Origin of the sequence: Kolteria novifilia, from assembly GCA_007748055.1 — a bacterium.
GTDB lineage: Bacteria > Planctomycetota > Planctomycetia > Kolteriales > Kolteriaceae > Kolteria > Kolteria novifilia.
In genome coordinates, this window is record CP036279.1 from 7,573,288 (window position 1) to 7,595,162 (window position 21,875).

Below are 21,875 nucleotides of genomic sequence, written 5' to 3' on the forward strand. Positions count from 1 at the left end.
TTCCCAACAGCTTGCTCTGGGGACGAACCGCCGATGTCCGCGAACGATTCCGAATTCACGATCCTCGCCCTGGAACCGGCCGAGAACCTCGCCGATCGCGTGCGGCGGGAGTTCCCATCGGCGGCGTGGGTCGATGGGACGTCGAAGAAGAAGCGTGATCGCGCCCTTCCCGCGGCCACCGTCGTCTTCGGGACACCGACGAAGAAGCAGCTCGAGCACGCCGCGGCACTTCGCTGGCTTCACCTCCCGGCAACGACGCTCCCCAAGTCTCTCCGAGCCGCGATCCAGCGACCAGGCCTCGACACCACGCTCGCGACTCCGGTCTACGCCGGTCCCGTGGCCGAGCGTGCCCTCGGGGTGATGCTGGCGATGAACCTTCGACACGAGGAGACCGGTTCGCCCAGCCCCGGAGACCTGGCGGGCGGTGTCGCCGCCGTGATCGGGACCGGACGTTTGGGACGAAGCGTCGCCCGTTTGCTGCGTGCCGTCGGCATGCAAGTCCTCGGAGCCAGGCGTCATCCCGAGCCAACCCTCGAGATCGACGAGGTCTTCGGCCCCGACGAGATCGCCACGATGGTCGCGCGAGCCGATTGGGTCATCGTCGCGCTCCCGGCCACTTCCGAGACGGAAGGCCTTATCGACCACACGGTCTTGGACGCGATGTCCCCCGGCGCCCGGCTGCTCACTCTCTCCGATCGCGGCATCGTCGACGAATCGGCCCTGCAAGAAGCGATCCGCTCGAAGCGGCTCCGTGGGGCGGGCTTTCTCCACCGGATCGAGGAATTGCCGACCGGGCCAGAGGGACAGCCAAACAACGAGGACCCGCTCTGGAGCATGCGGCATGTGAAGGTCGTGCCCCATCGGCTCGACCGAACCGCCGCGTTCCAACGCGCCACCGAGGACTTCTTTCTGCGAAACCTTCACCTCTTCGCCGCCGGTTCGCGCTTGCTCGGCACCATCCGATACGGAAGACCGTAGGTCAGGCTATTGCCTGACACGCATGCCGGTCGACCATCTTGGGCTATCGGGTTCCCCTCTCCCCGTGGGAGAGGAGTTCAATGGTTCTCTTCTCCCCCTGGGAGAGGAGTTCGATGATCCCCCTCTCCCCGTGGGAGAGGGGTTAGGGGTGAGGGGGTTCTTCCTCGACAAACCGCCTCGTTTTCAACGCGTTTCATCCCCTCACCCGGCTCACGACGTTCGCCGACCTCTCCCCAAGGAGAGGTCAGGAATTCCTGACACCTAGAGCTTGACGGACCCGTAGGTCAGGCTATTGCCTGACACGCATGCCGGTCGACCTCTATGGTGGGTCAAGACCCACCCGACGGAGAAAAGCCCAACCGCGATCAATCGCGAAGCTTGGGAACCGGACCGAGGTGTCGCTCGTGGAAATCGCGGGCGAAGCGATCGGTCATGCTGGCGATGAACTCGCCGACAAGCCGTTCGAGCGGGGCGAGACCAAACTGGCTGGTGAACGACTCGCGCATGCTGTGCGGTCGCTCCAGGATGTAATCGTAGAGACGACGGACGATCTCCTGGCCGCGCCGCGTTTCCGAAACGACGTCGGGATGGCGGTAGACGCGCTCGTAGAGGAACCGCCCCATCTCCTCTTTCATCCGCAAGACGTCCGCCGGCAACTCGATGACGTTGGCCTCCGCCCCCTTCACCGCCTCGGGACTCTCCATCGCCGCCAGTCGTCGGCTGCTTTCGGTCAGCAGGCTGTCGACTTGCCAATCGATCAGGGCGCGGATGACCGCTCGGGAAAGCTGCTTGCCTTCGAGCGGCACCGGACTCTCCAGCCGGGCCCGATCCTCCGCCTGGCACCAGAGAGCGGTCGTACGCAGGTCCTCGAACCCGATCAGCTCCGCGCGGAGCGCGTCGTCGATGTCGTGGGTGCCGTAGGCGATGCTGTCGGCCAGATCGACGACTTGCGCCTCGACGAGCATCCGGCCAAGGGGCTCGTATTCCGCGAGTTCGGGATGATCGCGTTCACTCGAATGCAGCGCCATCGACTGCCGGACCTCGTAGGTGAGATTGAGCCCCCGAAAGCCGGCGTAGCGGACCTCGTGCTGCTCGACGAGACGGAGTCCGAAGCGGTTGTGCTCGAAGCCGCCGTGCTCGGCCAGCAACTCGGCGATGGCGCGTTCGCCCGCGTGCCCGAAGGGAGGGTGTCCCAGGTCATGCGCCAACGCCACGACCTCGGTCAGGTCCTCGTTAAGCCTCAGGCAACGCGCGATCGTTCGCGAGATCTGGCTCACCTCGAGCGTGTGCGTCAATCGGGTGCGCTGATGATCGTTGGCCCTTGAGACGAAGACCTGGGTCTTGTGCATCAGGCGACGAAAGGCCGCGCAGTGGATGACGCGGTCCCGATCGCGAACGTAGACCGGTCGGTAGGGATGCTCCTTCTCAGGAAAGCGGCGACCTCGTGACTGGCTGGAGCGGGCGGCGAAGGGTGCCAACGTTTCCTCGGCGAGCCCCATTCCAAAGCTGCCAGGAGGTGTCAGGGCGGACTTGGGAGCTGTCATTCGACCGGCAAACCCAACTGGGTGCGAAGCTGGACCCAAAGCTCGTCGAGCGACTGGACGATGACGCGGGAATCGCTGCAAACGGTCATGAAATTGATGTCGCCGCTCCAGCGTGGCACGATGTGCCAATGAAGGTGCCCCGGAAGCCCCGCCCCGGCGGCGCGACCAAGGTTGAGCCCGACGTTGAACCCGGCGGGGTTCATGAAGGCTTTCATCGCGGTGATCATGTCGCGGATGAGCTTTTGGCCGTCGATCATCTCCTCGTCGGTCATCTCCTCGAGCTCGGCGAGCGCCCGCCGGGGGGCGACGAGTAAGTGGCCGTTGTTGTAGGGGAAGCGATTGAGGATCACGATCGAGAGATCGCTACGACAGACGACGAGGTTCTCGCGATCGTTGGTTTGCTGATCGTAGTGGGCGATAAAGTCGTCGATATTGGGTTCGCTGTTGGTCTTGACGTACTGCAGCCGCCAGGGCGCCCAGAGCCGATCCATGCAACTGATCCTTGGTGCGAAGAAACGAGAGAGACTTCCGGCGGCAGTATAACAAATCGGGGGGTGGACGTCGGCGACGGCGCGAACCGAAGAAAACACGATATTTTGGTATATTGACATATTGGAATATGACGATATATTTATCTGTGGAGGGAGTGGAGATGGCGAAATCCGCGGCCAAACCGAAGCTGATCGACTTGGACAAGCTCGAAGAGGCTGCCGAGTGCCTGCGTACCGTCGCCCATCCGCATCGGTTGCGGATGTTGCAAATGCTGCTGGGGGGACGTTACACCGTCGGCGAACTCGCCGAGGCGTGTGGCATTGCCAGCCCGATGGCCTCCGAGCACCTTCGGCTCATGAAAGACCGTGGGTTTCTCGGCGCCGAGCGCGATGGACGACGTGTCTACTACCACGTGACCGAACCGCATCTGGCCAGCTTGATGCAGTGCGTCGAGGGCCGGTTCGGCTCGTAGCGGACCGTTGATCGAGTCGGTTTCGAACCGCTCAACAGTCGGCGAACACTCCCTCCCGTCCACGCCCAGACGAAAGGAGTGTCTCATGAAGGATCACGATTCGCCCGCCCAGGAACCTCACCGAATCGTCATTGTCGGTGCGGTCGCGGGAGGCGCCAGTGCCGCCGCCAGACTTCGGCGCCTCGGCGAACATTCCTCGATTGTCGTCTTCGAACGCGGGGAGCACGCCAGCTTCGCCAATTGCGGCTTGCCCTACTACCTCGGTGGAGAGATCGTCAAACGCGACAAGCTGCTCGTCGCCGGCAAGACCCAACTTGAGGGTTGGCTCAATCTCGAGATCCGCACGCGGACCGACGTCCTCTCGATCGACCGCGAGCGCAAGCTCGTCCACGTCCGGGACTTGGCCACCGGCGACGAGTACGACCAACCTTACGATCAGCTCATCCTTTCGCCCGGCGCCAGTCCGATCCGCCCCGCGGCCCTGCTCGAGAAGGTGCGTCCCCATCACCCGCGAGTGAAGAGTCTGCGCAGCTTGGGCGATGCCGACCGGCTCAAGGAACTGGTCGATAGCGGTATCTCCTCGGCGGTCATCGTCGGTGGCGGGTTCATCGGCTTGGAAGTCGCCGAACAACTCGGCCAGCGGAAGGTCACCACCTCCCTGATCGAGGCGACCGACCATGTCATGCCGGCCCTCGACAAGGAAATCACGGCCCCGATTCACGAAACACTCACCCGGCACGGCGTCCGCCTTCACCTGAACGTCGCGGTCGCCGATCTCGAACCGTTGGAGGGCGATCGCATCCGGGTCCGGCTCGACGACGACCGAACGATCGAAACCGACTTGGTCGTCTTGGCGATCGGCGTGCGTCCGGAGTCGCTCTTGGCCAAGAACGCGGGCCTGGAGCTAAACGACCGCGGCGCGATTCGCGTCGACGCCCATCAGCGGACCAGCGACCCGTCGATCTACGCGGTGGGCGATGCCGTGGAGGTCACCGAGCCGGTCTTCGGGAACAAGGCCTACATACCGCTCGGCGGTCCCGCAAATCGTCAAGGCCGTCTCGCGGCCGATCACATCGCCGCCACGGTGGGCGTGACCGACCTCGAACCCGAGGAACTCACCTATCGCGGAAGCCAGGGGACGTCGATCGTTCGCGTCTTCGACGTCGCCGCCGGCTTGACGGGCCAGTCGGAAATCTCCCTCCAGCGGCAGGGCAAGCGACTGCACGAGGACTACGAAACCGTCACGGTGCATCCGATGAGCCACGCGAGCTACTATCCCGGCGCCCAGCGGATGACGCTTAAGATCATGTTCTCCAAGAAGGAGGGACGACTACTCGGCGCCGAAGCGGTCGGTCGTCACGGCATCGACAAGCGGCTCGACGTCCTGGCGATGGCCATTCAATTGGGCGGCACCGTCTTCGATCTCGAACAAGCCGAGCTTTGCTACGCTCCCCCCTTCGGCAGCGCCAAGGATCCGATCAACATGGCCGGGTTCCAGGCCGCCAACCTTCTCCTCGGCCAAACCAGGAACGTCAACGCGAAGGAGCTCGAGGAGCTGATCAAGGATAACGCGGTGACGCTGCTCGATGTCCGCACCGAGCCGGAGTATCAGACCGACTCGATCGAGATCGCCGTCAATATCCCGCTCGATCAATTGCGTGAGCGCCGCGACGAGATCCCGCGCGACCGTCCCGTCGTCACCTACTGCCAAGTCGGCCAACGCGGCTACCTCGCCGAGACGATGCTGCGTCAGCACGGCGTCGATGTCCGCAATCTCTCCGGCGGGTTCACCTCCTGGCGGTTGTGGCAAGCCATGGTCGAGCCTCCCAACGAGGACCCGATCGAGCCCAACCCCGGCGGCGCGCCCTCTTTGGACGGCGAGGAGCAACCTTCGAAGATACAAACTCAAGTTGCGGGCGACGACGATGCCGCTTCAGGAGGAAAGGCGATGGTGACAACCTCATGTCAAGTTGGTGGCGGCGCGACGAACAACGGTCAGCAGGCCCATGCGGAGCCGACGACGCTCGACGTTCGGGGCGAACTCTGTCCGGGGCCTCTCTTGGCGATGGCCCACGCGGTCGAGCAACTGCGAGCGGGTCAGTCGATTCGCGTCCTCGCCAGTGACCCGGGATTCGCCAACGACGCCCGCGCCTGGTGCGCGAGCAACGGCCATCGCGTGCTTGAGGTCCAACAGACCGATCGCGCCGTCGAGGCGCTCATCCAGAAGCAGACCGCCGGAGCTTCCCAAGAGGTCGCGACTACGTCCCCAAGGGATGGGCAGACACTGGTCGTCTTCTCGGGTGACCTCGACAAGGTCCTCGCCAGTTTCGTCATCGCCAACGGTGCCGCGGCGATGGGCAAACCGGTCACGATGTTCTTCACGTTCTGGGGGCTCAACGCCCTGCGACGCAAGGAGGCTCCCCCCGTCTCCAAGGGGCTGCTCGATCGGATGTTCGGTTGGATGATGCCGCGCGGCGCCGAACGCCTGAAGCTTTCCCAAATGAACATGGGCGGGATGGGGACCGCGATGATGAAGTACGTGATGAAGAATAAGAACGTCGCGGATCTTCCGACGATGATCGCCACCGCCCGCCAGCAGGGAGTCCGGATGGTGGCGTGCACCATGAGCATGGACGTGATGGGGCTGAAGAAGGAGGAACTCATTGACGGCGTGGAGCTTGGTGGCGTCGCCGCCTACTTGGGCGAAGCCCAGAAGTCGTCGGTCAACCTCTTCGTCTAGCAGTCCGTTGATCTAAGCGGCCCAAGGCGAGAACGAGCAATATTGGCCACGATCAAGGAGAACAAACGCAGGCGAATCCGTCGATTCGACGAGGTTTTTCGACGCCGAGATTGGTCAAAAGGGCCGTTCGTAGTCGGCAGCGAATAGATCACCGGGCTGCTTGGTCCGTTCACGTGCCAGGTGACTCTTGCGTGCCATGCCCACGCTGGCCGTGGGCATGCGGGATTCGCCCATGACTGGGCAGTCTCCCGCACGAACGATGGGTGAGACCTCATGGAACGAACTTGCCAGTCAACGTACTAGTGGTTCATCTATCCTAGGATTTCGGGTTGGTTGATTGCTTCTGTTCGAGGAAACTTGCTGCTTCCTGGAAAGCACGGAGGTTTCCCAATGAACAAGAAGTACATCGTTCGCCTCACGGAAGAGGAACGCGCAACTTGTCACGCGGTCATCAAGAAGCTCAAAGGCTCCTCCCAGAAGGTTCGACGGGCACAAATGCTCTTGAAGACAGACGCCAACGGTCCGGCGTGGACGGATGAGAGAATTGCCGAGGCTTTTGGTTGTCGTGTCCAGACCGTTGAGAATCTACGCAAACGCCTAGTCACCGAGAGTTTTGCGTTGGCATTGGATGGAATGAGACGCGAGAAGCCACCGACTCCGCCGAAGCTCGACGGGCAGGCCGAAGCAAGACTAATCGCCATGCGTCTGGGAGAGCCGCCCAAGGGATACGGCAAGTGGACGCTGCAACTGCTTGCCGATCAATTGGTTAAACTAGAGGTAGTGGAATCCATTTGTCCCGAGACCGTTCGCAAGACGCTAAAAAAAATCGCATGACCAAGCGTATGATCGACTATTGGGTGATCCCCCCCGAGAACGACGCTGAGTTCGTCGCTTGCATGGAGGAAGTCCTCGAAACCTATGAAAGACCCTACGATGCAGACCATCCGGTCATTTGCATGGACGAGCAACCGGTCCAGCTGATCAAAGAAACAAGGCAGCCGATTGAAGCTGCCAAGGACCATCCCAAGCGAGTCGATTACGAGTATGAACGAAACGGAACGGCGAGCATCTTCATGTTCAGCGAGCCGCTTTCAGGTTTTCGCCAAGCGACGGCCAGGTCGCAACGCACCAAGGTTGATTGGGCGCAAGAGGTCGCGCAACTGCTCGACACTCGCTACGCCGATTGCCAGCAAGTGACGCTGGTTCTCGACAACCTAAACACCCACACCAAGGGAGCGTTCTACGAGTTGTTTGAGCCTGCCGTGGCACGTGCCTATGTCAAGCGAATCACGTTCGTCTACACTCCGAAGCATGGGAGCTGGCTAAACGTCGCCGAATGCGAACTGAGCGCGATGACACGACAGTGTCTGACCGGTCGACGCGTCGGCGAACTCGACGAATTACGAGACGAAATCGGGGCTTGGTCCGATCAGACCAACCAGAAGCAGCGCGGCGTCGACTGGCAACTACAAATCGACGAAGCACGCACCAAACTGGCCCGACTCTACCCAAAAATTAAGAATGGATGATGCACTAGGCTCCGTCTCAAAACTCGGCTCTGGCTTCGACTCGCTGCATTGGCACGGGACTTTGTCGGGCTGCATCGATTGGCTGAGCCTCGGGCCGACGACCTACTTTTGAAACGAAGCCTAGCATCCGGCCAAAGGAGAACTCCGGGGGGAACCCGATCGCCGTCGCCCCGTCACAGGCTGTTGAGTCGTACCACAGCCTGGCCGGTCGCGAACTTTTTGCCCACGGTTCGCGTCCAAGGACCGGGGCGCGGCGATCGCCCGCCCGAAAACTTCCCCGAGCTCGCCGCCCGAACTGGAATGACCGGGGCGACGGAAGTAACATGACCGAGCAGTGCGACTGCGCAAGGCCGACCCGGGGCATCGGCCCGACACTCGACAACCCGCGAGTGTTGGAAGGAGAACGAGCGGTCGTCGCACGACCTTAGGAGTGGATGATGCCGTCGTTGACGCCTGACTTCCTGGCGAACATTCCGATCTTCCGCGACACGAGCGAAGAAGAGCGAAACCAATTGCTCCAAGTGATGGAACGCGAGCACTACAATGCCGGCGACGATGTCATCACCGCCGAGCAGGAGAGCCGCGGACTACACGTGATTGTCGAGGGAACCGCCCACGTCATCCTCTCGGTCTACGGCTTCACCAACCCGATCATCGACGACGGGGAAGCGCAGATCGTCGACCGCACCCAGATCGCCACGCTCGAGATTGGCGCCGTCTTCGGCGAGATCTCCTTCTTCGATGGCGAGACCCACACCGCGAGCGTGCAAGCCGCGTCCGACCTCGATGCCCTTCTTCTGCCGGCCGCGAAGTTCGAGGAGTTGCTCAAGCAGGGCAACTACGCCGCCTACAAGGTCGGCCTGAACGCCGCGAAGATCCTCGCCGGTCGTCTGCGGAGCGCCGACAAGCTCATCAGTGAACTGATCCTCGCGCAGCACGATTCCTTGGCTCGCTCGCGATGGTTCGGCAGCCACTTGGAGCTCTACGGCCGCGCCGGGCACAGCGATTAGAGCGTCACCGTCACGCCATTGCGATCGACTTCGTAAGGTGCCATCGGCTGCGCGTCAGCCAGTGCAAAGTGTCGTGACTCATCCAGATCCTCGCCGCATGCCGTGCTGGCCTCAGTCTTCTCCGCATGCCCGCACAGGTGTGGGCATGGCACCCGTTGCTCGGGTTGGAATATCCTCGGGGTGTCCCCTTTGAGTTCGTAATCGTTTCCGGCTACGATGGAGATCATCTCCATGCGGGGGCCACTCATGGCCAAGTCGACCTTCAGATCACGATTCACTTTCTGGAAACGCCGACTGCGGCGCTCCGTATACCTCACCCTCGTCGTGCTCCGCGCCTTCTGGCAAGCGATGCTACTTCGTTGGCAGGCGCTCGCCGTCTCCCTCGCGGTCAACGGGGTGGTCATCCTGTCGGCGGGGTTGGCCCTGTTCCCCTCGCCCGCCAAGCGATCCCGACCGTTGATCGCGGCCGACGTCGCGCGGCTCGAACCGGCGGCCGAGTGGGAAACACTCGACCTGCCGCCACTACCCGAAGTGGAGGAGGCATCGATCGGCGGACCGGAGGGCTTTGGCCAACACGTCACCGAGATTCCAAGCCGTGATCCCGCTCGTCCGCTGACCTGGAACGGCGTCGCGTTCGATCCGCTCGCCTCGGTCTTCGAAGGCACCTCCGAATCGCGCCGCCAAGGGGAAGCTCCGGGACGGATGGGAATAGGCATCGGCCAGGGTGGCCAAGGACTCGGCGCCGGGCGAGGCGACCCGATGAACAAGAAGAAGGCGACCTTCTTCGGCATTGAGGCCCAAGGCAAAACCTTCGTCTACGTCGTCGATCTCTCCGGCAGCATGCGGCTCGGGGGACGCTTCGGGTTCGCCGCCCGCGAACTCTTCGCCTCGATCGACGAACTTCACCGGACGCAGCAGTTCTACGTCATCTTCTACAACACCCAGACCTTCCCGATGTTCTTTCCCAAGACCGCGAAGAAGCCGGTCTACGCCAAGTTGCGCTTCAAGCGGCAACTGCGGCAATGGGTGGCCACGACGATCCCGGGAGGCGGCACCGACCCCCACGACGCGTTGGTCCTCGCGCTCGAGCTCGAACCGGACGCGATCTTCATGCTGACCGATGGCGAGTTCGACGGCGGCACCGTCGGCGCGATCAACGACCGCAATCGCGAGAAGAAGATCCCGATTCACTGCGTCGGCTTCCTCACCTTCGCGGGAGAGGAGGTCTTGCGCGATCTCGCCGAGAGCAATGGCGGGATCTTCCGCCACGTCGGCGGCCAAGGAGAGACCGATCCGGACGAACCGAGTGACGAGTCGGACACGGAGCCCAAAACGCTTCCGGGTGACCGGGTCTTGTCGATGAAATCCCATCCCTGACGGGAGGTCGTTCCTTTGGGCAAGTCAACGTCGGGGTAGCAGGACCGACAAGGAAACACGTTAGGACGTCATGCAAACGCTCTTCGCCAACGCTCGCGTCGTCAACGTCCTAACCTCCGAAGTCTACCCCGCCGATGTCGCGATCGAGGAAGGGGTCATTGTCGCGGTCGCGAAAGACTTGGTCGGCGACGCCAAGGTGGTCGACTGCCGGGGCAAGTTCCTCCTCCCCGGCCTGATCGATGGACATGTCCACATCGACAGCTCCCTCTTGAGTCCTCCCGAATTCGCCCGAGCGGTTGTCCGGCACGGCACGACCTCGGTCGTCTCCGATCCGCACGAGATCGCCAATGTCCTCGGAGCCGCGGGCGTCGACTTCATGCTGCGTGCCAGCGCGGGCTTGCCCATCACTGCGCGGTTCATGGTTCCCTCCTGCGTGCCGGCCAGCTCGATGGAGACCAGCGGAGCTCGTCTGGAAGTCTTCGAGATCGCCGAGTTGTTGGCGCGCGAACGCGTCCTCGGCTTGGCGGAGGTCATGAACTTCCCCGACGTTATTCACCGCTCGACGGAGATGATGACCAAGATCGAGCTCGGGCTCGTCGCCGGTGGGTACATCGACGGCCACGCCCCGGGCCTTCGAGGCGCGAAACTACAGGCTTACCTCCGCGCGGGCATCTCCTCGGACCACGAAGCCTACGAACTCGAGGAGGGTCGTGAGAAGCTCCGGCTCGGGATGCAGCTCTTCATTCGCGACGGGACGATCGCCTGCAATCTCGAGACACTTCTCCCTCTCGTGACGGACAACACCTATCCGCGTTGTTCCTTCGTCTGCGACGATCTATTTCCCAAGACGATCCTCCAGGAGGGCCATCTCGACCTGTTGCTCGGTCGCGCGGTCGCGGCGGGTCTCGATCCGGTGCGCGCCGTCCAACTGGCGACGATCACGACCGCGACCCACTTCGGGCTAAGAGACCCTCTCACGCGGCGCCGGGTCGGGGCCTTGGCGCCAGGTTGGCACGCCGACATGGTGGTGGTCGACGACCTCGAGTCGTTTCATGCCGCGCGCGTGGTTCATTCGGGGTCGATCGTCGCCGAGGATGGGCAGTGCGCGGTCGAGACGCCGGACGCCATGGAGGACCTCGTTCGCGAGACCTTCCACGTCCGGCCGCTGGAAGATCGCGCGTTCCAGATCCCCGCTCGCGAGGGACGAATTCGCGTCATCGGCCTGGTTGAGCACCAGTTGATCACCGAGGCTCTCCAGATGGAACCGATGATCGCGGAGGGCCTCGTCGTCGCCGACCCCGAACGCGATTTGGTCAAGATCGCCTGCGTCGAACGTCACCACGCGACGGGAAACATCGGGCTCGGCTTCGTGCGCGGCACGGGCTTGCGTCGCGGAGCGCTGGCGATCAGCGTCGGGCACGATTCACACAACATCACGGTCCTGGGTGTCGACGACCGCGATATGAGAGTCGCCGTCGAGGCGATCGTCCGAGCGCAGGGGGCCGCGGTCGCGGTCGCCGATGAGGACGTGCTGGGAATGCTTCCCCTGCCGATCGCCGGCTTGATGGCCAACGAACCAATTGAAACGGTGGTCGCCGGCCTCCATCGGCTGCACGCGATCGCCCACGATCTTGGCTGCACGTTGGAAGCGCCGCTGATGGCGTTGTCGTTTCTCTCCCTCAGCGTCATCCCTTCGCTTAAAATCACCGATCAAGGATTGATCGATGTCGAGGCCTTCGAACGCGTCCCCCTCTTCGCGTAGGAGTTCGGCGCGACCATCCACGCCACGACCAGCTTCGACGAGGAACCAAGGTTGAGTTCATTTTCCCCCGCGCCCGATCCATTCGGTCAGATCGAGGCGATCATCGCCCGCGACCCCGGCCACCGCGGGATCGCCCCCCTGCTCCTTCCCGGCTCGGTCGCCGCGGCCGCCCACAGTCTCGTCGATGCTGAGCACGTCCTCTTGATCACGGGCTTTTTCATCGAACGGGCCGGCGCCTGCGAAACCGACGGCTTGGGCGGAACCGCCGCGCTGCGTCACGCGCTGTCGGCGCTGGACGTGCCCACCATCATCGTGTCGGATCGTTTCTGCGAGCCGGTCATGCGCGCGGCGGGATTCGACGACATGGTCCTCTACCCGGACGCGTTTCCGCTCGTGCGGGCCCCTTCGCACGGCGTCGCGATCGAACGCGTCGGCCGCCACCAGGATGGAACTTACCGGTCGATGCGCGGCACCGACATCACCGCGATGACCGGGCCGGTCGACGAGCTCTTCCTCGACCCCGGCGATTCGATCACCATCGGCATCGGCGACGGGGGCAATGAGATGGGGATGGGAAAGGTTCGCGAACGCGTCATCGACTCGATCCCGCGTGGCCCGCAAATCGCCACGATCGTCCCCGCGCACCATTTGCTGGTAGCGGGAACGGGCGACTGGGGAGCTTGGGGGCTCGTCGCGGGACTGTCGCTCGTCGTAGGCCGCTCGCTCTTGCCAAGCGTCGAGCAAGCGCGGGGCTGGCTCGATCGGTTTGTCGCCGCGGGCGCCGTCGATCCTTTTTCCCTCGTGGCCGAAGCGCGGGTCGATGGCTTATCCTGGGAGGTGGGCGCCGCGCTGTTGCGTGACTTGCATCGCGTCGTCGACGCCGAGCTTGGCGCTTGAGTTGCGTCCTGTTCGGATACTTGTCCGAAGGCAAGAATTCACGAGAGCATTCCCCATGACCGTCATCAACGTGTCCGCATGAATCGACACGATTCCTCGATATCGGAAAGCCGCTGGAGCGGACAAACGATCGGCTTCGTGACCGGACGACTCGCCGAACCGGCGCTCCGACGACTGGTCGGAAGGCTTTCGGAAAAGCTGCGATTCACGCCGAAGGTACTGACGACCAAGATCTCCGTCGCGGCGCTGATGACCACCGATTGGTTGACGCGGCAGCTCCAAGTTCCCGCGGAGACCTCGCTCGTCCTCCTGCCCGGACTGTGCAAGGGTTCGATCGAAACGCTCCAGCAACGCTGGCCCGAGACCACGTTCGACCGAGGCCCGGAGGACTTTCGCAACTTGCCCGAGTACTTTCAGTTGCCGCCGGAAGAGGAACCCTACGGCGACTACGACATCGAGATCCTCGCGGAGATCAACCATGCCGATCGGCTCGCGCGGGACGAATTGATCGCCGCCGCCGAACGAGCTAGAGGTGCGGGAGCCGACTTCATCGACTTGGGCTGCACGCCCGGTTCGGTCTGGTCAGAGGTTGGCACGGCGGTGGAAGAACTGGTCGCTCGGGGCCTGCGCGTCTCGATCGACACGTTCAACGCGGAAGAAGTCGCTTCCGCCGTGGCCTCCGGGGCATCGCTCGTCCTCTCGGTCAACGCCAGTAACCTCGAACGAGCCGCCGACTGGGGCACCGAAGTCGTCCTGCTCCCCGACAATCACAACGAGCTCGACTGGCTCGATCAGCTTCGCCGTTCGGTCGAGCGTCTGGAGAAATTGGGCGTCGCGTACCGCATCGATCCGATCGTCGAGCCGATCGGGTTTGGTTTCGCCCCCTCGCTCGAGCGCTACTTGCAGACGCGGGCCGCGTTTCCCGATGCCGAGATCATGATGGGCATCGGGAACGTGACCGAGCTGACCGAAGTCGACAGCGCGGGGGTCAACGCGGTCCTGATCGGGTTCTGTCAGGAACTCGGCATTCGTAGCGTGCTGACGACCGAAGTGATCAACTGGGCCCGTGGCGCCGTCGCGGAAGTCGACGTCGCTCGGCGGCTGATGAAATACGCGATCGATCACCGGCGGCTGCCCAAGCATCGCGACAGCCGGCTCGTCCAGCTCCGCGATCCGCGCATCCTGCGTCAAACGATCGACGACCTCGAGCAGCTTCAACAGCGGATCAAGGATCGCAATGTTCGCATTTTCACGACCGACGATAAGATAGCGGTGGTGAACAGCGACCTGCTCGTTGAGTCGGACGATCCCTTTGAACTCTTCGAGCGGCTGGGCATCGACGATGCGTCCCACGCCTTCTATCTCGGCTGGGAGATGATGAAGGCGGCGACCGCGCTGCAGTTGGGGAAGAACTACACTCAAGATCGCTCGCTTCGCTGGGGCTTGCTGACCGAAGAGGAAGCGAGCTACCTCGAGAAGAAACGACAGCGCGAGCGCCCACCGACGGAGGGAACCGAGTGATCCTCGAAGGGATCGTGACGACGATGTCCGCCGAGGGGGAGGTCAACATCGCCCCCATGGGCCCCAGCGTCGAGGAGTCCTCGGCCGGCGATTGGGAGAGGTTCGTGCTGCGCCCCTTCAAGGGCTCGCGCACCTATCGCAATCTCGAGGCGACCCGTGAAGGGGTCCTCCACGTCAGCGACGACGCCCTTCTCTTCGCGCAAGCGATCATCGGCAACCCCGACGTGCCGCTGGCAGCCTCGACCTCGGTGAAGATTCCCCATCTGGCCAACTGTTGCCGCTACTACGAGTTCACCGTCGACCGCTGGGACCAGAGCGGCGAGCGCAGCCGTCTTGAAGCCCGAGTCGTCCACCGGCAACGCGTCCGGGATTTCTTCGGGTTCCATCGCGCCCGGCACGCGGTGATCGAAGCGGCGATCCTCGCGTCGCGGGTCCATATTCTTCCCTGGGACGAGATCGCGACCCAGTTCGAGCACCTGCGCATCCTCGTCGAGAAGACGGGCGGGCCACGCGAGCACGAAGCCTTCGACCTGCTCGCGCATCACGTTCACGCGATCAACGATTCGAGAACCGAGCAGGTGACCCCGTGAGTTCCTCCACCATCACCATCGAGACCTCGAGCCGTCTGCACTTCGGCCTGATGCCGGGTCCCACCGAGCCCTCGGGAGGAGAAGACGATCTTCCGGTTCGCGCCTTTGGCGGCGCGGGGCTGATGATCCGCGAACCCGGCTCGACCATCGCGGTCCATCACGTCGAATCCCGTCGAGGAGGAGCCAACCACGTTGAGTGCCCGCACTCGGCGAGCGTTCGCCAACGCCTCGAGCGGCTTTTGGACGAGCTTTGCGGACCGGGCGGAAGGCTCGACCTGAAGGGCATCCGGGTCGAGGTTCGCTCCGCCGCCCCCGAACATGCTGGACTCGGGACCGGGACCCAGCTTTGCATCGCGCTGGCGAGCGCCCTGAAGCGGCTCGCGGGAAAATCGCTCAATCCCCATCACTGTGCGGGCTGGACCGAACGCGGACGGCGCTCGGCCATTGGCGTCTACGGGTTTTTCCAAGGCGGCTTTCTCGTCGATGGCGGCAAGTCGCCCCACTTTTCCCTCGCGCCCCTATTGAGCCGACACCCCTTCCCCGAGGACTGGCCGATCGTGCTGCTGCGACCGGAACTGCCGGCGGGGCTCCACGGAACTCCCGAGGAAAGCTTCTTTCGCGAGTCGCTTCCCATCGCCCAAGAGCATGCCGATCGCCTCTGTCGGCTGCTCTTGTTGGGCGTCATGCCGGCGGTGGTCGACAAGGACTTCAATGGCTTTGCCCAGTCGTTGAGCCTTTACAACGGCATCGTGGGTGATCGCTTCGCCGCCGCGCAGGGAGGGCGCTTCGCGCATCCGCGGCTCGAAGCCCTTGTCGCCCTGCTTCGGCACTGGGACGTCACCGCGGTCGGCCAAAGTTCCTGGGGGCCGACCCTCTTCGCGGTTCTCCCCGACCGAGACCGAGCCGAATGGCTTCGCGAGCGACTGCTGAGCGAGGACGCTCTTTCGCCAGACGAAGTCCTCATCACCGAAGCCGACAACACCGGGGCCCACATCACGGAGACAAGCGTCTGACATGGAGGTGGCGAGACCCCGACTTTTAGTAAGCGTCCGATCCCCGGCGGAGGCGACCGCCGCCCTCGACGGCGGGGCCGAGATCATCGACGTCAAGGAACCCGACCGAGGTTCGCTCGGGGCCGCCGACCCGCATGTCATCCGGGAGATCCTGGAGGTGGTCCGCCAACAGGACTCTCGAGTGGTCTCCGCGGCGCTCGGCGAATTGGGGGAACTGGGCACTCCATGGCCCACCGACCTTCGCGCGGACCTCGACTTCGCCAAGGTCGGCCTCGCTCGCGCACACGCCACTAACTGGCGCGAGCAACTTGGCAAGTTGGCGAAACGATGGGAGTTTGGGCCTCGTCTGGTCCCCGTCGCTTACGCCGACCACGAGCGAGCCGAGGCCCCTGCTCCCGCGGATGTTCTCGACTGGGCGATGGCCTCCTCGTCGCGCCTGCTGCTCCTCGACACCTTTGGGAAAGATGGGACCTCTCTTGAGAACTGGTTGTCGCTCGACGCGGTTGGCGGCTTAGTCACGACGGCCCGCCGCGCGGGCATCGCCTTCGCCGTCGCCGGGTCGTTGCGGGCCGATTCGGTCCGGTCGCTGGCGAACGCTCCGGCCGATATCCGCCCCGCGATCATTGCGGTCCGGGGCGCCGCGTGTGCCGACGACGACCGGACCAACGGGATCGATGCGGCCCGCGTCGCGGCCCTTCGGGCGTCACTGGAGCCACTTCCGTGCGGAAATTACCCGCCGTTCCAGCAGAAGCAAGCTTGACAGATCCTGCCAGTCGATCATAGAGCCCCCGGAGACGCACTCGAGTCAGGCTCGGGCGTCGCGGAGTCGCTCCGGGTCGGGACACGCTCACCCGTCGATGCCACGCCGGAAACGAAATAGACCAGAGAATCTGGGATCTTGGGAGAACCTTACCTATGTCCAAGACGGCGCTGATCACTGGGGTCACGGGCCAAGATGGCAGCTACCTCGCCGAGTTGCTGCTCGAAAAGGGCTATGAGGTCTACGGGACCCATCGCCGTGCGAGCACCCCGAACCTCGAACGGGTCGAACATATCCAAAACAAGATCAACCTCGTCCAAGCCGATCTGCTCGACCAGTCGTGCCTGTCGACGCTCGTCAAGAGCATCCAACCCGATGAGGTCTACAACCTCGCCGCCCAGTCGTTCGTCCCGACGAGCTGGACGCAGCCGCTCATGACCGGCGAATTCACCGGCCTGGGCGTCGCCCGCTTGCTCGAGGCGATCCGTCATCACTGCCCGTCGGCGAAGTTCTACCAAGCCAGCTCGAGCGAAATGTTCGGCAAGGTGCTCGAGACGCCGCAGAAGGAAACGACTCCCTTCTACCCGCGCAGCCCCTACGCCGTCGCGAAGGTTTACGGTCACTACATCACCGTCAACTACCGCGAGAGCTACGACATGTTCGCTTGCTCGGGCATCCTCTTCAATCACGAGTCGCCCCGTCGTGGGCTCGAGTTCGTGACCCGTAAGATCACCAACGGCGTCGCCCGGATCTACCACGGCCTCGATACGGAGCTTCGCCTCGGCAACCTCGATTCGAAGCGTGACTGGGGCTTCGCCGGCGACTACGTCCGCGCGATGTGGATGATGCTGCAAGCCGACACGCCCGATGACTACGTCGTCGGCACCGGCGAGACGCACACCGTTCGCGAGTTCGTCGAGCTGGCCTTCGGCGCGGTCGGTCTCGACTGGCAGAAGCACGTCGTCATCGATCCGAAGTTCTTCCGGCCGGCGGAGGTCGATCTGCTTCTTGGCGATCCGACCAAGGCGAAGGAAGCGTTCGGTTGGGAGCCGGAGTGTTCCTTCAAGCAGCTCGTCAGCGACATGGTCAAGAGCGACGTCGAGAAGCTCGCCGGCCAGTCGAAGCGCCACAAGCACATCAAGGCGGCTTGAATAGCGGCCTCGTATCAGACAAGTTGACCCTCGCGGATCCCTCTTCCGATTTCGGAAGGGGGATTCGGCGTTTCTTGGGAGCGAGCGACCGCTATCCATTTGCCTCCCACTCCTCCGAAGACACCAAGTGTCCTCCATTGGCTCGGGCCGGAACGAGCGCGGAGCGGTTCCGTTGGGAACGTTGTCGCGCCTCGCAGGAAATGGACGCCACGAGCCCTCACTTCACTACCACACGCATGCGGCACATTCGGTCACCATGACCCATGGACGCGGCCGGGAGACGAGCGGCTCATCGATAGAATTTAGGAGCACCGAACGAAAAAGAAGTGAGGAGGGAAGCGATGTTCTTCCTACAAGATTTGCTGAGCCGCTGGTTCTCGCGCGAGGACTCCGCGGCGATTCACAGTGAGCAACATGGGGCTGAATCGGTCCCGCACTGCTCCGATCGAGCCTGTCCGGCAGAGTCCCCCTCGGGGTCTCCCGAAGGAAAACGGATGGCCGATGAGGGAGGGATCGCGTACTCGGGTGACTAGAGGGCGTCACCGGGATGGAACGGAGCGACGCAAGCGCCGGGGTGCGGGTTGGTCGTCTGATCGCCCAGGGTGAGCCTCTAGCGTCCCGCTTGCCCTTGGGGGTGTCCATTGAACGTCCCCCCTTGTCCAAGGGGGACAACGTTGTGTTGCGTTGAGCTGTGTTTGGAAGAAGAGAGGAAGAGAAGAGACCCCCTCTATATAAGGGGGAGCAATAGGAACTCCAAGCCAAGCCCGCCAGGGCAGCTTGGCGCCCCTGACTCGACAAGGGGGAGCAGTAAGAACTCCAAGCCAAGCCCGCCAGGGCAGCTTGGCGCCCCTGGCTCGACAAGGGGGAGCAGTAAGAGTCGAAGACGAGCGCCGAACTACGCGGCGGACTTGGATTTCTGCTCGTCGATGTACCAGTTGATGGTGCGGTCGAGACCTTCCGAAAGCGAGATCTCCGCTTCGAAGCCAAGACGCTCCTTCGCCCGCGTGACGTCGAGACAACGACGCGGCTGGCCGTCAGGCTTGTCCGATTCGAACGCGATCTCCCCATCGAAGCCGACCTTCGCGGCGATCATCTCCGCCAAATCCTTGATCGCGATCTCGTGCCCGGTGCCGATGTTGACCGGCTCGGCATCGTCGAGCTTCTCGGCCGCCATCTTGAGACCCCGAGCGGCGTCCTCGGCGAAGAGGAACTCGCGCGTCGGCTTGCCCGTCCCCCAAACCGGAACAACGGACTCTCTCTTGTTCTTGGCCTCGATGAACTTGCGAATCAGCGCCGGGATGACGTGCGAGGAGTGCAGGTCGAAGTTGTCGCCCGGGCCGTAGAGGTTCACCAACAGAGCGTTGACACCCTGGAACTTGTATTGTTGCTCGTAGGCTTGGAGCTGGACCATGAGCAGCTTCTTGGCCAAGCCGTAGGGAGCGTTGGTCTCTTCGGGATAGCCACACCAGAGGTCATCCTCCTTGAAGGGGACCGGCGTGAACTTCGGGTAGGCACAGATGGTGCCGACCATGATGAACTTGCTGACGCCGAACTGGCGGCTGCGTTCGATGAGCTGGGTGCCCATGATGAGGTTTTCGTAGAGGTAGCTGCCGGGGTTGTCGCGATTGGCCCCGATCCCACCGACCTTCGCGGCCAAGTGGAAGATGACGTCGGGCTCGGCGTTTTTGAGCAAGCGACAAACGTCGGCGTCGTGACAGAGATCGTATTCGCGACTGCGAGGGACAATCACCTTGCGACAGCCGTCTTTACGTAGTCGTTGCACCACGTGACGCCCAAGGAAACCCGCACCACCGGTCACGACGATTGTTTTGGACGTCAAATCCATCATGCCAACCTCGATAGGCCTTTGTTGACTTGGGAAGCCCGACTCGAAAACCGAAGCGTCGTGCTCGCCTCCTCGTGTAAGGGCCGGACCATAGATCCGAGGCGAGGACGAATCAAGGCGAATCTCCTCCCTACTCGATCGGCTTTTCAAGGAACTCCCGACCAGCCCATTAAGGGCAAAGGGTCGACGAATTCGGGAACTCGTCATGGCGTGGCAAACTGGGCTGGTCGCGGCAAGTTCGCCAAGATGGAACGTTCGCTCGCGAGCTCCCTCGTACTTTTCGTCCCAGTCCCTCGCGTTCGAGTTGACACGTTTTCCTTCGCTTGGCACATGGCGTGGCAATGAGAACGGCCCAGCTCGTCGTGTCAGGTCGCTCCCATTGATCCAAGCAGGACATCCAAAGTCCCATCCTCCCGCCGGGAGATGGTCTTGTGTCATCTTTGGGTGGTCGTTTGCGGGCCGATCTGCCGATCTGTAAGGACGTTGGTGCGCCCACGTTGGATGAGCCACCCATCGCTTAGGGAACGTGAGTCGCAGATGCAGCAATACATCAGCGATATTTGGAAGCTCCGGTACTTTTGGTTCTCGCTCGTGCAGATCGATCTGCGCAATCGGTACCGCCGCTCCGTCTTGGGGCTAGGCTGGTCCCTATTGCAGCCGATCGCTTTCTCGGTCGTGATCTGTGCGGTCTTCCATACCGTCTTTCATCAGGATATCCGTGATTTCGGCCCATTCCTGATCTGCGGTCTGTCTTGTTGGAACTTCATCGCGGCGGTGACGCTGCAGGGTTCCCTCTCCTTCTTCCAAGGAGAGCACTACATCAGGCAGTTACCGACGCCGATGGCGATCTATCCACTAAGGACGGTCCTCGCAGCGGCGGTCCATTTCCTACTCGCGCTGGGCATCGCGATCGTGGCGGCCTTCCTCTTGCGAGGGTTGCCCAATCCGTGGGCCCTCTTCTCGCTCTTGCCGAGCGTTTTTCTGCTCCTCTTATTGGGATGGGCAATCGCGACGCTGGCGGGGCTCATGTCGCTCCAGTTCATGGATACCCAGCACTTGGCGGAAGTGGGCCTACAGTTGGTCTTCTACGCGTCGCCGATCATCTATCCGCCGGACCTCGCCAGGGGCCGCGCCCTGCAGTGGGTCTTCTCGTACAACCCCGTCGCGATCTTTCTCTCGCTGATTCGCGAGCCGATCATGGACGGCACCGTCCCCTCGATGGCGACATACGGATCGGCCGTGCTCATCGTGGCGACCATGACGGCGCTGGCGATGGCGGCACTTGCGCGCATGGAGAAGAAGGTCGTCTTCTACCTTTGAGTAGACGGGCGTGGGATCACCGATAGGGCTTCGGCCACGGGTTTGAAAAGGACGGAACGGGAATGCCCAGGATCGTGCTCGACGAGGTCGGCATCACCTACACGATACGATTCGCTCATCGCGTCTCGTTCAAGGAAGTACTCGTTCGCTCCTTCAAGCGTGGGGCCAATCCGGGTCCGACCCGGGTGGAGGCTCTCAAGGGCGTCACCCTGAACATCGAGAAAGGCGAGCGCGTCGGCATGATCGGCCGCAACGGCGCCGGCAAGAGCTCCCTGCTCAAACTGATGGCCGGTGTCTACACCCCGACGACCGGCACGCGGACTGTCGAGGGGAGCATCGGCTCGCTCTTCGACATCAGCCTCGGCTTCGAGCCCGACGCGACCGGTCGCGAGAACATCGCGTACCGTAGTTACTTGCAGGGCGAAACGCCCAAGACGCTCAAACCGAAGTTCAACGACATCGCGAGCTTTTCGGAGCTGGGCGAGTTCCTCGACGTGCCGGTGAGAAACTACTCGGCGGGGATGGTGACGCGATTGGCGTTCGCGATCTCGACCGCGATCGAACCCGACGTCTTGCTCATCGACGAAGTCTTCTCCGCCGGCGACGCGGGCTTTCAACGAAAAGCTCACCAACGCATGCGGGACATGATCGGCCAGGCCGGCATCGTCGTGATGATCAGCCACGACATGAACACGATCAAGCAGTTCTGCGATCGGGTGATCTGGCTTTCCGACGGACGCGTCCATCGTGACGGCCCGGCCCACGAAGTGATCGACGAGTTCACCGAATACTTCGCGAACGAACCTCCCGCCCCAGCCGCCGAAGCGGCGTAGTCGGTTTGGCGCTCCAACTCTCCCTGGCGGGCCGCGGCCA

Annotated in this window: 20 protein-coding genes; 17 read left to right on the top strand and 3 right to left on the bottom strand. The window is 62.9% G+C overall.

Annotated elements, in window-relative coordinates:
- Nucleotides 1-33: 33 nt before the first annotated feature.
- Nucleotides 34-978 (top strand): NAD(P)-dependent oxidoreductase, encoded by a 945-nt coding sequence (locus Pan216_RS27760; RefSeq protein WP_145263444.1) that lies wholly within the window; start codon nt 34-36, stop codon nt 976-978.
- Nucleotides 979-1,343: 365 nt separating this feature from the next.
- Here the strand turns inward: Pan216_RS27760 and dgt are convergent, their stop codons facing one another.
- Both dgt and Pan216_RS27770 read right to left on the bottom strand, forming a co-directional pair.
- On the bottom strand, nt 1,344-2,522 hold the full coding sequence (gene dgt / locus Pan216_RS27765; protein ID WP_419193083.1) for a dGTP triphosphohydrolase: 1,179 nt from the start codon (nt 2,520-2,522) through the stop codon (nt 1,344-1,346).
- Nucleotides 2,519-3,013 carry an HIT family protein gene (locus Pan216_RS27770; RefSeq protein WP_145263447.1) on the bottom strand — a complete coding sequence of 165 codons (495 nt, stop codon included), beginning with the start codon at nt 3,011-3,013 and terminating at the stop codon, nt 2,519-2,521. Before Pan216_RS27770 ends, dgt begins: the two co-directional genes overlap by 4 nt.
- 161 nt (nt 3,014-3,174) lie before the next feature.
- Here Pan216_RS27770 and Pan216_RS27775 point away from each other — a divergent pair, with 161 nt between their 5' ends.
- The 14 genes from Pan216_RS27775 to Pan216_RS27840 all read left to right on the top strand — a co-directional run bounded on the left by Pan216_RS27775 (nt 3,175) and on the right by Pan216_RS27840 (nt 18,369).
- Nucleotides 3,175-3,486 (top strand): ArsR/SmtB family transcription factor, encoded by a 312-nt coding sequence (locus tag Pan216_RS27775; RefSeq protein WP_145263449.1) that lies wholly within the window; start codon nt 3,175-3,177, stop codon nt 3,484-3,486.
- Between the two features lie 85 nt (nt 3,487-3,571).
- Nucleotides 3,572-6,226, top strand: coding sequence for a DsrE/DsrF/DrsH-like family protein (locus tag Pan216_RS27780; RefSeq protein ID WP_145263451.1), 2,655 nt, complete (start codon nt 3,572-3,574; stop codon nt 6,224-6,226).
- A gap of 390 nt (nt 6,227-6,616) precedes the next feature.
- A complete protein-coding gene (locus Pan216_RS27785) occupies nt 6,617-7,060 on the top strand; it encodes a helix-turn-helix domain-containing protein (RefSeq protein WP_145254025.1) in 444 nt (147 codons plus the stop codon).
- Nucleotides 7,057-7,755: an IS630 family transposase gene (locus tag Pan216_RS27790; RefSeq protein ID WP_145254028.1), complete on the top strand. Its 699-nt coding sequence runs from the start codon at nt 7,057-7,059 to the stop codon at nt 7,753-7,755. Before Pan216_RS27785 ends, Pan216_RS27790 begins: the two co-directional genes overlap by 4 nt.
- A 434-nt stretch (nt 7,756-8,189) precedes the next feature.
- Nucleotides 8,190-8,765, top strand: coding sequence for a Crp/Fnr family transcriptional regulator (locus tag Pan216_RS27795; protein ID WP_145263453.1), 576 nt, complete (start codon nt 8,190-8,192; stop codon nt 8,763-8,765).
- Between the two features lie 231 nt (nt 8,766-8,996).
- Complete coding sequence (locus Pan216_RS27800; RefSeq protein ID WP_419193084.1) at nt 8,997-10,142, top strand: vWA domain-containing protein; 1,146 nt, start codon at nt 8,997-8,999, stop codon at nt 10,140-10,142.
- Nucleotides 10,143-10,212: 70 nt separating this feature from the next.
- Nucleotides 10,213-11,904: an adenine deaminase gene (ade, locus tag Pan216_RS27805; protein ID WP_145263457.1), complete on the top strand. Its 1,692-nt coding sequence runs from the start codon at nt 10,213-10,215 to the stop codon at nt 11,902-11,904.
- Nucleotides 11,905-11,955: 51 nt separating this feature from the next.
- On the top strand, nt 11,956-12,801 hold the full coding sequence (locus tag Pan216_RS27810; protein ID WP_419193085.1) for a DUF4392 domain-containing protein: 846 nt from the start codon (nt 11,956-11,958) through the stop codon (nt 12,799-12,801).
- A 78-nt stretch (nt 12,802-12,879) separates the two neighbouring features.
- Complete coding sequence (locus Pan216_RS27815) at nt 12,880-14,322, top strand: DUF6513 domain-containing protein (protein WP_145263461.1); 1,443 nt, start codon at nt 12,880-12,882, stop codon at nt 14,320-14,322.
- Entirely contained in the window at nt 14,319-14,912 is a 594-nt protein-coding gene (locus Pan216_RS27820) for a DUF447 domain-containing protein (protein ID WP_145263463.1), read from the top strand. Before Pan216_RS27815 ends, Pan216_RS27820 begins: the two co-directional genes overlap by 4 nt.
- Entirely contained in the window at nt 14,909-15,925 is a 1,017-nt protein-coding gene (locus Pan216_RS27825; protein ID WP_145263465.1) for a beta-ribofuranosylaminobenzene 5'-phosphate synthase family protein, read from the top strand. The genes Pan216_RS27820 and Pan216_RS27825 overlap by 4 nt, the downstream gene beginning before the upstream one ends.
- Nucleotide 15,926: 1 nt before the next feature.
- Nucleotides 15,927-16,685, top strand: a complete 759-nt coding sequence (locus tag Pan216_RS27830; RefSeq protein ID WP_145263466.1) for a (5-formylfuran-3-yl)methyl phosphate synthase — start codon at nt 15,927-15,929, stop codon at nt 16,683-16,685.
- 155 nt (nt 16,686-16,840) lie between these two features.
- A complete protein-coding gene (gene gmd, locus Pan216_RS27835) occupies nt 16,841-17,836 on the top strand; it encodes a GDP-mannose 4,6-dehydratase (RefSeq protein ID WP_145263468.1) in 996 nt (331 codons plus the stop codon).
- A gap of 341 nt (nt 17,837-18,177) precedes the next feature.
- Nucleotides 18,178-18,369, top strand: a complete 192-nt coding sequence (locus Pan216_RS27840) for a hypothetical protein (protein ID WP_145263470.1) — start codon at nt 18,178-18,180, stop codon at nt 18,367-18,369.
- Nucleotides 18,370-18,731: 362 nt separating this feature from the next.
- Here the strand turns inward: Pan216_RS27840 and Pan216_RS27845 are convergent, their stop codons facing one another.
- A complete protein-coding gene (locus Pan216_RS27845; protein ID WP_145264505.1) occupies nt 18,732-19,682 on the bottom strand; it encodes a GDP-L-fucose synthase family protein in 951 nt (316 codons plus the stop codon).
- Between the two features lie 537 nt (nt 19,683-20,219).
- Between Pan216_RS27845 and Pan216_RS27850 the strand changes: the two genes are divergently transcribed.
- Nucleotides 20,220-21,002 (top strand): ABC transporter permease, encoded by a 783-nt coding sequence (locus Pan216_RS27850; RefSeq protein WP_419193086.1) that lies wholly within the window; start codon nt 20,220-20,222, stop codon nt 21,000-21,002.
- 62 nt (nt 21,003-21,064) lie between these two features.
- Complete coding sequence (locus Pan216_RS27855; RefSeq protein ID WP_145263474.1) at nt 21,065-21,835, top strand: ABC transporter ATP-binding protein; 771 nt, start codon at nt 21,065-21,067, stop codon at nt 21,833-21,835.
- Nucleotides 21,836-21,875: the final 40 nt, after the last annotated feature.